This is a genomic window from Scytonema hankhaensis NUACC26, assembly GCF_045865695.1.
Classification (GTDB): Bacteria; Cyanobacteriota; Cyanobacteriia; order Cyanobacteriales; family Nostocaceae; genus Scytonema.
This window is the reverse complement of record NZ_BAACAP010000243.1, coordinates 1-13,456: the sequence shown is the minus strand read 5'-3', so window position 1 is coordinate 13,456 and position 13,456 is coordinate 1. Positions and strand designations below refer to the sequence as shown.

The 13,456-nt window shown below is 40.1% G+C and carries 8 protein-coding genes; 2 read left to right on the top strand and 6 right to left on the bottom strand.

All coding sequences use genetic code 11. The features are described from left to right. Positions 1-139 precede the first annotated feature (139 nt). Entirely contained in the window at positions 140-346 is a 207-nt protein-coding gene (locus ACKTT2_RS41750) for a cyclic nucleotide-binding domain-containing protein (protein WP_407897642.1), read from the top strand. 26 nt (positions 347-372) lie between these two features. Here the strand turns inward: ACKTT2_RS41750 and ACKTT2_RS41745 are convergent, their stop codons facing one another. Further along, positions 373-1,482 carry an alkene reductase gene (locus ACKTT2_RS41745; RefSeq protein ID WP_407897640.1) on the bottom strand — a complete coding sequence of 370 codons (1,110 nt, stop codon included), beginning with the start codon at positions 1,480-1,482 and terminating at the stop codon, positions 373-375. Between the two features lie 337 nt (positions 1,483-1,819). On the opposite strand from ACKTT2_RS41745, the gene ACKTT2_RS41740 reads away from it, so the two are divergent. Next, the gene (locus ACKTT2_RS41740; protein ID WP_407897638.1) at positions 1,820-1,972 is read left to right on the top strand and encodes a hypothetical protein; all 153 of its coding nucleotides are present in this window, start codon (positions 1,820-1,822) and stop codon (positions 1,970-1,972) included. 1,603 nt (positions 1,973-3,575) lie between these two features. On the opposite strand, the gene treY is transcribed toward ACKTT2_RS41740, so the two are convergent. From treY to ACKTT2_RS41715, 5 genes are all read right to left on the bottom strand, one after another. After that, complete coding sequence (treY, locus tag ACKTT2_RS41735; protein ID WP_407897636.1) at positions 3,576-6,365, bottom strand: malto-oligosyltrehalose synthase; 2,790 nt, start codon at positions 6,363-6,365, stop codon at positions 3,576-3,578. Positions 6,366-6,541: 176 nt separating this feature from the next. Further along, positions 6,542-8,389 carry a malto-oligosyltrehalose trehalohydrolase gene (gene treZ, locus ACKTT2_RS41730; RefSeq protein ID WP_407897634.1) on the bottom strand — a complete coding sequence of 616 codons (1,848 nt, stop codon included), beginning with the start codon at positions 8,387-8,389 and terminating at the stop codon, positions 6,542-6,544. Positions 8,390-8,399: 10 nt separating this feature from the next. Further along, positions 8,400-10,526, bottom strand: coding sequence for a glycogen debranching protein GlgX (gene glgX / locus ACKTT2_RS41725; RefSeq protein ID WP_407897632.1), 2,127 nt, complete (start codon positions 10,524-10,526; stop codon positions 8,400-8,402). A gap of 269 nt (positions 10,527-10,795) precedes the next feature. Next, on the bottom strand, positions 10,796-11,872 hold the full coding sequence (gene cax / locus ACKTT2_RS41720) for a calcium/proton exchanger (protein ID WP_407897630.1): 1,077 nt from the start codon (positions 11,870-11,872) through the stop codon (positions 10,796-10,798). 104 nt (positions 11,873-11,976) lie between these two features. Further along, positions 11,977-12,666: an alpha/beta hydrolase family protein gene (locus ACKTT2_RS41715; RefSeq protein WP_407897628.1), complete on the bottom strand. Its 690-nt coding sequence runs from the start codon at positions 12,664-12,666 to the stop codon at positions 11,977-11,979. Positions 12,667-13,456 lie beyond the last annotated feature (790 nt).

Below are 13,456 nucleotides of genomic sequence, written 5' to 3'. Positions count from 1 at the left end.
AAATATATGTAGTAGGGTGGGCATTGCCCACCGAAACTCTATTGGTGGGCATTGCCCACCCTACGGTACTGAGATTTTTTCAGAAATCAGATAGGATTACTATATTAGTTGAGTAAATATTACTGAGACGAGTGTGTTTGTGATTTCTAAAAGTAATTTTGAAAAACTTTTACAAACTTGTCCAAAATTGGCAGAAACATTTGCTCAAGAACTATCTAAAGAAGAAGAATATTCTGACTTGCGTCAACAATTACAAGATTTAGGAATTTTGAGTATGGTCGAGCAGCATCATAACTTTATTGCTTGGGTACAAACGAGAATAAAACAGCTTTTCAATGCTTCATAAGTTTGTACCTCTCCACAAAGAAGTTTTCAAGCAGCCCGATCGAGAAACGGATAATCCGTATAACCCACTTCAGGTTGATAACTACCTTGACCGTAAAATGTTTTCGGATTAGGTGAATTCAATGGAGCACCTAACTCAAAACGTTTGGGTAAGTCTGGGTTTGCTAAAAATGGTTTGCCAAAAGAGACAAGATCTGCATTACCTGCTGCTAAAATCGCGTTTCCCGATTCTTTGGTAAAACCACCATTAGCAATTAAAGTACCTTTATAAATGGGGCGGAACATTGGAACAACAGGATGTAAGACATCACGGGTTGCCAAATCTTTTGCTTCAGGCTCCATAAGATGGATGTACGCCAAATCAAAACGGTTAAGTGCATCAATAGTGTAACTAAATGTGGCTTTGGGATCGGAGTCCACCATGCTGTAATAGGTGTTGCTCGGTGAGAGCTTAATACCAACTCGGTTTCCTCCCCAAACACTCGAAACAGCCTCAACAACTTCTAGGAGAAATTTGGCACGATTCTCGATTGAGCCGCCATACTCATCAGTACGATGGTTAGAACCATCTTGGAGAAACTGGTCGATGAGATAGCCAAAAGCGCCATGTAACTCTACACCATCAAATTCAGCAGCACGAGCATTCTCTGTAGCTTTACGAAAATCTTGAATAATTTCTTGAATTTCGTGGATTTCTAAAGCATGGGGTGCAACCATTAATTGTTTTCCATTGGGAGTATAGAGTTCACCTTCAGCTGGTATTGCACTTGGAGCAACAGGTAACTCTCCATTAACTTGCAATGCAGGATGGGAAATACGCCCGCAATGCCAAAGTTGTAAGAATATCCGTCCTCCCTGTTCGTGTACGGCATTTGTTACCAATCGCCATCCTTCTATTTGCTCTAGAGAATAAATACCTGGACAGTTCATATATCCTTGGCTCTGGGGCGAAATCATGGTGCATTCTGTCACGATTAATCCTGCAGATGCTCGTTGACTGTAGTATGTGGCGTTTGCTGCAATCGGGACTCCTTCATTTCCAGCACGTAAGCGAGTCATAGGTGCCATAACAATTCGATTGAGTAGTGTTAAGGCTCCTAGTTGAATGGATGAAAAGAGATTGGGATTGGAACTCACGAAAAAGTCTCCTTTTGCTTTTTAGTAACGACTTCGCGAGCATCTTACACAAATACTTTACATTATTCTTTCCCGTTCTTGTGAAAAAGAATACGATTTTATTATTTTCTTAAAATTGCGAATACAACAAGTAGGTTGGGTTGAGGAACGAAACCCAACATTTAATTGAACCAACTGGTGGCGGGCGGGACGCCCGCACCACAAGAGAAAATTGTAGATTTTTTTATTTGGAAGTCCCTTAACAAGTCCTTAAAAACCGTTTAATAAAGCAATTGTAAGGTGAAGTGATGAATCTGTAGTTGCTAACTCTGAAACTTCATCTTGAGAGGATCTACCATTGCTGAATACTTTTTACTTCAAACATATTTTAAGAGAACAATTTGTCTCTGGTTTTATCACCATTACACCAATTGACGGTGACTGGAGTGCGAGCGATGGGGTTCGTGTCCGATTGAGCGATCGCTTAAACGTGCAGAATTTACTACCCTAGCGGGGTTTATGAACAATGCGATCGCCAAGCTTGGGTGAATTAGTTCAATGGCTTCGTCTTGTATTCTATAACACATATATATGTAACAATTGCTTCTATCGAAAGAGAGAAGTGCATCTTAACTGAAAGCAGTTAGATCTTAAAGGGTGTTAAGCTGGTCTCGGAGGGGTTCTTCACGCTTTTTACTACAGCCCCCAATGCCTTTGTGGAGAAATCCTTTCGGGATTTTTTGTGATTTGATGAGCTACTCTCTTGAACTTTGCTATCTTCATGTCTTTGCAGTTAACCTCATCTTAGAGGATGTTTGTAAAGTCTACCATTGTATCAAGAGCCCCCCTAGCCCCCCTTCAAAAGGGGGGAAAATATTCTAAAAGTCCCCCTTCAAAAGGGAGGAAAATGTTCTAAAAGTCCCCCTTTTTAAGGGAGATTTAGGGGAATCGGGAATATTAGATACCTCAGTTATCACTTTTAAAACATCCTCTTACATTTTTTTCTTTGAAAGACCCTAATTTAATAGGAGGAGAAAAATTTGAAGTTTTTGTAAATCACGAAACAATTTTAAATTTTATATACAGTGTTATCTTTTATTAGAGATTATTTGTTTTAAATATAACACCCTTTTTAAAGGAAATCACATAGTTAGCTTGAGTTTTTTCTTCTTTCAATAGTGTATCAATGGCAATATTTAAGCTTGATACTCTGTTAATCTACTAAATACTATCCACTGACTTTGAACATTGTTATCTGTTTTGTTAAATATTTTTTACATAAGCAGAGGATAGGACTGTACTCTAATAACATCTGCCAAAAGCAATTACTGAAATTACTCTTTATTGAATAAGCATAGAGTCATGAATATTGTTTAACGGGATCGGCTGGGTTAATTGGCTCCGAATCAGTCAGATTTTTTTGCGATCGCGGTTTTATAGTTGTTTACATCGTAACATATATCATTAGAGGACCGTGGTTGCCGATGTTAAACTGGATTGAATCAGATTTAAAAAAAGTTAGCAGTTACTCTCCAGATGTTATATCTCCCTATGGCTTACTCTTCTTTTTGATGATTTGTTTAATATCATTGGTTACCTTATATTCTTTTTAATTATTTATAAAAATAAAAAGTTAGATAGCGCTGTTTCTCCAATTTTTAGCGATAGATGATCCTTATTTAAAAAGCTACAGTATACCAAAGTCTAAAATATAGCAGTTTTCGCTTGAATAAAGTACAAGTTTATCTGCGTGCATCCGCGTTCATCTGCGGTTCCATAACTTTATTTATGTATTGTACCCAACCGAAAACCGCTATAACTAACAGAGCGAAATTCTGGTTTCAGTTTTACCCCACCCTAGCCCTCCCCGATGTATTGGGGAGGGAACTTGCTTTCTTGTTTCCCCCCTTTACAAGCGGGAACTTGCTTTCTTGTTTCCCCCCTTTACAAGCGGGAACTTGCTTTCTTGTTTCCCCCCTTTACAAGCGGGAACTTGCTTTCTTGTTTCTCCCCTTTACAAGCGGGAACTTGCTTTCTTGTTTCTCCCCTTTACAAGGAGGGACTAAGGGGGGTAAATCTACTTGTGTGTACACTACCGCAAAAAGGTTTTAGCTTTAACTCACGAGTAATGCTATGGGGAAATATTTTAGCGTTTCGCCAATCGACACTGTATCACTGGCTTGAACTGTTTGACCTGTAATAGCATCTTTCCATGCTGATGGCATTCCTGAAGGTAATTTTAGAGAAGTATCTTGCCAAACTTGTTGTCCGAGTGGGTACTCTCCCGGTTGAATTAAGCTAGTGAAGAAGCGAGGAGCAATGGCGATAATTGTTTTATTACCATGACTTCTTGCAAAAGCAACTATATGCTCCTTGAACTGACCACTTGCTTCTAGAGGAGAATAATTTCCTTCATTGAAAACTTTTATATTCTCTGTTCTTGCTTTTAAAGCTTGAACGATCGCGAACAGCTTGATTCTAGCGTCTTCTTTTGTTGATAGTAGTTGTTCTATCAATTTCAGAATATCTGTCTTAGTTTGTTCTTGAATGGTTTTGAGATAAGATTGTCGAGTTTCAAAGTCAACTGGACGACGGTTATCGGGATCGACAAGGCTGAAGTCCCAGAGTTCAGTTCCTTGATAGAAGTCTGGAATTCCAGGAGAGGCGATTTTCAACAAGACTTGAGAGAGTGAGTTGAAAATGCCATAGAAAGCCACTCTCTGTTGAAAAGGAATAAATTCTTTTAAGAAAAGATTATTATCCGATTTTTCTAAAACAGACTTGACAAAATCGACAAATGCATCTTCATAAGTGCTATTTTGTCGCAACCATGCCGTATAAACTTTTGCTTCTCTAATGGCTTTGAGTACATAATCCTTTACACGCTCAACAAAGTCTCCATATTCATGGTCTAAAAATGGGAAAGCCCCTACGAGTGTTTGGTAGAAAAGGTATTCATCGTTCCTATCTGGCATAGCAAAACGCTTGATAGTTTTTTTATGCGAACGATTGATGTCGCTCCAAGTATAGACTTGCTTTTGCCATTCCTCCGGAATTTCTGAGAGAACATTGAGTCTTGCTCTAACGTCTTCGCCCCTTTTAGTATCGTGGGTTGAGGTAGTACTCATTGCAAGAGGCCAACGAGTTTGTCGGTGCTGATTAAATTCATTAAATTCTGAAAGAGTAATGCCAAATTTACCAGGTTCACCACCAACTTCATTGAGGGATAAGAAGCGATTGTAGACGTATAGAGCCGTATCCTCAACACCTTTTGCCATCAATGGCCCTGTATATTGTTGCACTCTCATAACAAAGTACAGCCATTGGTCTTTCTCTACTTGGGTGAGAAAATCATCGTATTCTAACAACAGTAATTTCTGAATAAAGTTTAATTCATTGTGCAAGAATGGTGTATGTGGTTTGGCAGCTTCAACCACTTCTTGGATATAGGAGCGATCGATGTCAGAAATTCCTTCTTGATTAGTATAAGTTCGATAAACAGGAAAGCGAGATAAAACTTCTGCAAGTGCTCGTTTTAAACCGTTGATTGTAAAGTCACTACCATAGCGATAGTTGCCAGCGATCGTTTTTAAGAGAAAAGCCAGGTTATCAATATCACCAGCTAAATTTCTATCTATGATTAAGTGCTTTTTATTTGGGATAATTTGCTCGTAATCAGTTTTAATGCCTGTAAAGTTAGAGTAAATTTGAGTAAATTTCTCTTCGTTTTCACTCTGACAAAAAATGCCATTGATATAATTTAAGTAATCATAGCCAGAAGTACCTTGAACTGACCAGTTGCTTGGTAAATCTTCTCCTTGTTGTAAGATTTTTTCAACGGTAATGTATGTATCACCTGTCTTTTCTCTCAACCGATCTAAATATTGCTTTGGATCGTACAACCCATCAATGTGGTCTATTCGCAAACCAGTAAACTTACCTTCATCAACCAGCTTGCCAATTAGAGCGTGAGTATTTTTAAAGACTTTGAAATCTTCAACTTTCATTGAGATCAGTTCATTAACCGTAAAAAATCTTCTGTAATTCATCTCTTCAGCGCCTACTTTCCAGTAAGTGAGGCGGAAGAACTGTTCGGATAATAAACTTTCTAAAAGATTAAAACTTTCTGGCTTTCCTGGTTCGCCATTAAAAAGTTGAAGATTTTCGTCAATAAATGTTTTAACTTCTTGATTATCTGTGTAAAGTTCCCAAAGAAGCCCTTTCACAAAAGCTGCTTGGTCTCGTCTTTGCTGTGCTGTCACCTCTGAAGGAATGTTTTTTACTATATAGAGGATCCCAAGTAATCTCACAAAAATTGGATGATTTCTTCCTAAATTTTTGCTTAGTTTGCCTATATTTTGATTCAAAAATCTGGCATAAGATTCAAGTTTCAGAGGTAATTTTAAACCATAATAGTTAACATTTAATCCAGTCTCCTCATATTTCAACTGAATTTCGCCATTTTCTAAACTAGTTGCAAAAAAATTACCTAGTAATGGAGCTAAGATAGGTTCGTTGCTACTTGCAAAAGGAGAATTCCAAGAAATATCAAAGTAATCAACATAGGTTGAATCAGGACCGTTTTCCAGAATATTCATCAAATACTGGTTTTGGGTGTCATAAGCCATGTGGTTGGGGACAATATCTTGTAACCAACCTATGTTATATTGTTGTAATTCTTTAACTAGAGCTTCAAAAGCTTCTTCTGTGCCTAATTCTGGATTTATTTGAGTGGGATCGACAACATCGTATCCGTGAGTACTTCCCGCTCTTGCTTTGAAAATGGGAGAAGCATAAAGATCGGAAATTCCCAAATCGGCTATGTATTTGGTAATTGCTTTTGCTGAGTCAAAACCAAAGGCAGAATTAAATTGAATTCGATAAGTGACTGTTGGAATTCTCATGTTTAGTGGTTAGTGGTTGGTGTCTTTCTCATTCCCAGGCTTAGCCTGGGAATGTGTATGATGAGGCTCTGCCTCATATTATGGTTATTCTATTAAGCTATGAAAAGAGGCAGAGCCTCTTATAATGTATTCCCAGGCTCAGCCTGGGAACAAGGGTAACAAGAGAGGTGTAAAAGTTAGGAGAGTTGATAAACTGCAAAACTTTGAGGACGTAAAATTAATTCTTTGCCGTTACTTAGTTCTTCTGGTAGTTGAGAGCCAGAACCTTGCCATTTTTCATCGGCAGAATCTACAATCTTTTTCCAACCATCTCCTAGCATGGCAGAACCAAGATGAATATCACTTTGATTAAAGTTCATCAAGCAAAGGATTTGATTGTTTTGGCTCCATCTCCGCCACCAAATGACTTTCTTATCTTCTAGAAAGTCTACTTCCATATTTTGACGTTCTCGCTCTACTAAAGCAGGAATTGTATTTCGCAATTGAATGAGGTATTGATACAATGACCACAAAGCTTGATGTTTTCCCTCTTTGCGTTTTTCCCAATTCAACTTGCACTTTAGAAATGTTTCGGATGCTTCTGGATCGGGTGGTTCACCTTCAGCATGAAAGGCGGCAAATTCTTGTTTTCGTCCTTGTCGAACGGCTTTAATTAAATCTGGATCGGAGTGGCTAACAAAGTAGAGAAAGGGAGCTTCTTCTCCATACTCTTCACCCATAAATAACATGGGTATGTTTGGAGAGAGTATGAGAGCACCTGCTGCTAATTTTAAAGCTTCAAATGAGACAAGATGGGAAAGCCTCTCGCCTAGCATTCTGTTTCCAACTTGGTCGTGATTTTGAGTGCAAACGACAAATTGATTGGGAGAGCGATCGCGTACCGAGTTACCATGAAAGCGTCTCCGATGGGGCGAGTACTTCCAGTCATACACAAAGGTATCTCGATAAGCTTTTGCCAAGTGTTCGCACTTACCAAAGTCTTCGTAATATCCTGTTTGTTCTCCTGTCAGCAAAGCGTGTAAGGCGTGGTGGAAGTCATCACTCCATTGAGCATCCAAGCCATATCCGCCGTTTTCTACAGGACGAACGACTCTAGGATCGTTTAAATCGCTTTCTGCAATCAAATAAAGTTTTCGGTTCTGTTGTTTTGAAAGAGCAGTAACATTTTCTGCCAGTTCTTCTAAAAAGTGTTTAGCCCCTAAATCGTAGATAGCATGAATGGCGTCTAAGCGGAGTATATCAATGTGATAATCCCGCAGCCAGTACAGAGCATTTTGGATAAAGTAGCTACGCACATCAGGGCTGTGAGCATCATCAAAATTCATGGCATCGCCCCATGGGGTGCGGTAAGCGTGTGTAAAGTAGGAACCGAAGTGGCTCATGTAATTCCCTTCCGGACCAAAGTGGTTGTAAACCACATCTAGCACCACTGCTACTCCCTGTTGATGGCAAGCGTCTACTAACCGCTTCAACGCTTCCGGTCTCCCATAAGAGTTTTGTACCGCAAATGGATAAACGCCATCATAGCCCCAGTTTCGATACGCACTACCGTTATCTGTCGGTTTGTCACCAGGGAATTGTGCAATGGGCATGATTTCAATTGCGTTAACCCCTAACTCTTTTAAATCTTTAAGTCGGGGAATAATTGCCTCAAAGGTTCCTTCTTGGGTAAAGGTTCCAACGTGCAACTCGTAAATAATCAAATTTTCTAAAGAAATGCCCGACCAGTTGCTGTCATTCCAGTCAAAATTATGGTCAATAACCTCTGAAGCAGTGTGTACGCCCAAAGGTTGGTAATTTGATGCAGGATCGGGTCTGCTTTCACCGTTATTTAATTGATAGAAGTATTGCGTGCCTGGGTCAATATCTGTAGCAGTCAACTGCCAGTAGCCTCCTTCCTTTTGCTGCATCGGAAGTATGCGTTCTTGAGGCGAGACAATTTTTACTACCACCGTTTCTGCATTCGATGCCCAAACGCTAAATTCACAATGACCGTTACCTAAGTACTGTGCGCCAATTTTCATAACCCCACTCCTAACCTAAGCGTTTTAATACAACCATTGACCGCGCTACAACAGGAACAGCTTGATTGCCTGTATAACGTCTTTCCTCTTGAAGGAATCGAGGTTCTTTGGTATCAATCACAACTATCCATTCTCTATGTTGCATTGCGTTTGGTAGCGAGAATTCAATGGTTTCATAGTGAGCGTTAAAGAATAGGAGAAAACTATCATCGCTGATACGTTCGCCTTTAGGGCCAACACTCGGCAATTGGTTTCCATCTAAGTACACGCCAATTGACTTAGCATAACCAATATCCCATTGTTCTTGAGTCATTTCACTGCCATCAGGGTTGAACCATTCGATATCACTGATACCCTTTCCATAAATAGGTCTGCCCTGAAACCACTTACGGCGTCGAAAAACGGGATGTTGTTTGCGGAAGTAGACGAGTTCGCGGGCAAAATTTACTAAGTCCTCATTTCCTTGAGGTAACTCCCAGTCGAACCAGGAAATTTCATTGTCTTGGCAATAAGCATTGTTATTGCCTTTTTGAGTCCGTCCCATTTCATCTCCCCCTAGTAACATTGGAATCCCTTGGGATAACATCAATGTTGCTAAGAAGTTTCGCCTCATGCGTTCTCTCAATTGCAAGACTTCTACATCGTCTGTTTCACCTTCATATCCGCAGTTCCAAGAACCGTTGTGGCTTTCCCCATCATTGTTCCCTTCCCCATTCTCCTCGTTATGTTTGTCGTTGTAGCTAACAAGATCGTTTAGGGTAAAACCATCATGTGCTGTAATGAAGTTAACACTTGCATTAGGCCGTCGCCCGTTGAGTGCATATAGGTCGGGGCTACCCGTGAAACAGTACGCAAATTTCCCTAAACTTTCATCAATTCCGCGCCAGAAGTCTCGTGCCGTGTCGCGATATCTACCATTCCACTCAGACCACAGAACTGGGAATTGACCGACTTGATAACCACCAGTTCCCAAATCCCAAGGTTCAGCTATCAGCTTCACACCAGCAAGTACGGGGTCTTGATGAATGATATCAAAGAAAGCTGCCAGACTGTTGACTTCATACAACTCTCGTGCTAGAGCTGAAGCCAAGTCAAAGCGGAAACCATCTACGTGCATTTCCAAAACCCAATACCGCAAGCTATCCATAATGAGTTTTAGAACTTGTGGTTGCCGCACGTATAAAGAATTTCCGCACCCCGTGTAGTCCATGTAATAGCGCGGGTCGTTCTCTACCAGTCGATAATAAATGGCGTTGTCAATACCTCGGAGCGTTAGTGTTGGACCTAAGTGATTGCCTTCTCCTGTATGATTGTAAACAACATCTAGAATAACTTCTATTCCAGCACGATGAAGGGCTTTAACCATCTCCTTAAATTCTGTGACTTGTTCTCCCAAAGTTCCACTAGAACTGTATCCAGCATAAGGAGCAAAATAGTTAACAGAGTCGTAACCCCAATAATTCTTTAACCCTTTATCTATCAAATGTCCGGGATGCGAGAGAAAATGATGCACGGGCATGAGTTCTACTGCTGTAATCCCAAGTCGGAGAAGATGTTCGATCGCTGCAGTCTGACCCAGACCTGCATAAGTACCTCGCATTTCTTCTGGTATATCTGGATGCTTTTTGGTAAATCCCTTGACATGAGTTTCATAAATTACAGTTTCGTGCCAAGGGGTTCGTAAAAGTTGGTCGCCTTCCCAATCAAAAGACTGGTCTATAACTACAGATTTCGGCATTAGAGAAGCGCTATCCGAATCTGAGAAAGAAAGGTCTTGTTCTGGAGAGTCCCAAGAGTAACCAAATAGTTCTGGACCGTTCCCAACGTCACTATCTATAGCTTTTGCATAAGGATCGATCAGCAGTTTATTAGGATTAAAGCGATGCCCTTCGTGCGGTGCGTAAGGACCATGCACTCTATACCCATATCTTTGTCCGGGTCCCACCCCAGGTAAGTAACCATGCCAAACGAAGTTACTAACTTCAGTTAAAGCTAGGCGGGTCTCTCGATCGTCTTTATCATAGAGGCAAAGTTCAACACCTGTTGCATTTTCTGAAAATAGGGCGAAGTTTGTGCCTTTTCCATCCCAAGTCGATCCTAGGGGATAAACGTTTCCGGGCCAAAGTGCTAAGTACATAGATAAATCGCAGATATAAACTTATGTTTATGAAGATGGTGCAGAGTAACTTCTGTTAATTATTTGCTACAAATGGTTCTTTGTGAGCCTATCCATAGGAGGATGTTTATATCTAAGTAGATAGAACTAGCTTAACTGGGCTCTGGTACTTTCATAGCAGACTCATTTATCTTAAGGAGTAAAAAGCCAACTCTTTTCTAATTCCTAATAACTAACTCTGCTAATTACAAATAAGTATTCTCCTATACTTTATTTGTTCTCGAGACAGGTTAAGGATGAAAGTAAAATGCCGTTCCTAATACAGCGTAGGCGATGAGTAACAAAACTCCCTCTAGCCAGTTGGTACGTCCATCATTACTAATGGAATTGGTAATAACTACAGCCATCGCAACTGCTACAAGTTCAAAAGGATTAAAGCTGAGATTCATGGGTTGACCCAGTACCCAACCCACTAGCACTAGTACGGGAGCTACAAACAAAGCTATCTGTAGACTTGACCCTATTGCTACAGCAACAGCTAATTCCATTTTGTTTTTAATAGCAAAGGAGATACAGGTAATATATTCTACAAAGCCACCAAACAAGGGAATAAGAATGACACCTGTAAAGAGACTGGTCAATCCTAGAGTGGAAATAGCTTTTTCTAGACTTTCAACCAAAATATCAGAAACAAAAACAAGAACTACAGTGCAAGTTAGAAGTATTACTATTTGTAATCCTATATTGACTTTGTGTTCGCTTGATGATTCTAAAGGTTCTTCATTTTCTTCATCTACAAGATACAGATACTTGTGAGTTTTCATTGAAAACAAGAGCATCAAGCAGTAAAATGTCAGTAGTAATAAGGAGGCTGCATAGGAAAAATTATTTAGAGTAGAAGGTGGCAAACCATCTGACGTAAATTGAATGGCAGCAGGTGTAAGCACAACAATGACTGCTAGTGTTAGAGAAGAAGAGTTAATACGAGCAACAGCAGGTTGAAATGTTTGTTCGTTAAAGCGTAAGCCACCAAACAGGATCGCTAGTCCCAGTGCTAGGAGCAAGTTGGCAATTATTGCCCCAGTTAAGCTAGCTTTGACTACATCAACTAAGCCAGAGCGAAGAGCAACTATTGAGATAATCATCTCAGTCGCATTGCCAAAGGTCGCATTGAGTAAACCTCCTAACGCCGGACCGATTACAGATGCGATCGCTTCTGTAGAGTTCGCTATTAATGCTGCTAAAGGAATAATTGCTAAACCAGAAGTCGCAAAAATAATTAAGGGGTTTAAGTGTAGCTCTTGTGCTGCTATTGAAATTGGCACAAAAACTAGCATTGATAGCAGAATTAGATTTTTCTGTTTCATATTCAGTGCTTAGCGATCGGCAGGCAACTATAAAATCTTACTGCCAATCGATTAGATAAAAAAAGCTTGCAGTTATGCAAAGCTTCCTTTTCCCTATAAAATCATTACGACACACTAGCGGTGGTACGATTAAGTTGTTGAACGATCCAATCCCGTACTACGAGGTATACTTCATCAGCAACTTCATCAAGACCATGCCCCGCATTTGGGTACAAAACAATACGTTTTGGTTCGCGTGCAACTTGATAGACGTATTGCGAACACGAAGATGGCAAGACTGGATCGGATGTACCGTGTAACAGTAAAAGGGAACATCTCGTTGCTAGTTCGCTGGCTGGATCTGTACCGTATGATTGGGTGGCGAGCGCGACAACAGTGCGAACATCTGCTGATTGAGCAGCTGCTTGGATAACCACTGCACCTCCAAAAGAGTGACCGATTAAAGCAAATTCTTCAATACCTTTGTCTTGTAAATAGGTTAGACCTGCTAAAACATCTAAAGTAGATTCTACTAAATCTGTTGAATTGCGGTATTGTACTCGTAGAGAAGCTATTCCGTCTTTCCGTAGAACTTCTCCTAATAATGGATACAGCCCTCGAGCAGGTGTATCCCAATCACCACCTACACCTCCTACCAAAATCGCTGCTTTCTTCGCGTTCTCTACTAAATAGTAGCGGCAATGAATAGAACCCCTGCTTGTTATTAGTCTTACAGGGTGGTATTCCTCCTCTTGGGGTCTTTCTTCAGCCTTTTCAACAATCATCTCAAATGATTCATCGTAGATAGGTTGCACGAAACCTTCCTCCTAATTTCTGAAGTTGCGATCGTATTAAACTGAAAGTAAGCTGACACAAATATCAATTAGCAGTTTGAAGTTGCACTATTTTCTACTAGAGCAACTCTGGTGTATGAGTTCTAAATTTTTTCCATATGTTTTAAACTTGTATCCAGTTTCCATCCAGCATTAAGAAGTAGCCTCTATCTATGGGTCTATAGAGATAGACAACTACATGGAATGCCAAAAACTCACTAATTTGTTCGCTCTCCTGCCTTGGTCAGTCAGTAATGTACTAAAATTGAGTACACTTTTTTCTATACCCTCTAGATAGTTCAGTTATACTGAGGGGGTGCTAAAAACAAGATTGTACAAGCACGCCGTACCAGGATCATCGCATATAAATGTAAAGCGATTTCTGAAAAATATTTACCTTTGTAGAGGCGCGGGGGCATTGCGTCCTCCGAGCGCAGACAGATTCCTATAAAAGAACTAAGCTTTGGAATTTTTGATGGGTAAGGGTTTGAGCGAGTTTATCTGGGATTTGGAAAAAAAGTTTGAGAAAAAGGTTGACAAACCCAAAGCGGGTTGTTAATCTAGATAAAGTGAGAAGCGAGCGAGAACAACGCTTCCACAACCGAACCAAGATAAAGCAATAGTTTGAAAGCCAAGCAATTCAAATCCTCGTCAAGAAATTAAGTGGCGGGTGCCAACCCAAAACAAAAATATAGATAAAGTAGCCAAGAAGTAAAGACATACGATGTAAGTTTTTACAAGACTTTTCAAAACGGAGAGTTTGATCCTGGCT

What these genes read in the sequence shown, in the direction of transcription:
- treY (WP_407897636.1), bottom strand. Translation starts at nt 6,365, where the DNA reads ATGAGAATTCCAACAGTCACTTATCGAATTCAATTTAATTCTGCCTTT.
- treZ (WP_407897634.1), bottom strand. Translation starts at nt 8,389, where the DNA reads ATGAAAATTGGCGCACAGTACTTAGGTAACGGTCATTGTGAATTTAGC.
- glgX (WP_407897632.1), bottom strand. Translation starts at nt 10,526, where the DNA reads ATGTACTTAGCACTTTGGCCCGGAAACGTTTATCCCCTAGGATCGACT.
- cax (WP_407897630.1), bottom strand. Translation starts at nt 11,872, where the DNA reads ATGAAACAGAAAAATCTAATTCTGCTATCAATGCTAGTTTTTGTGCCA.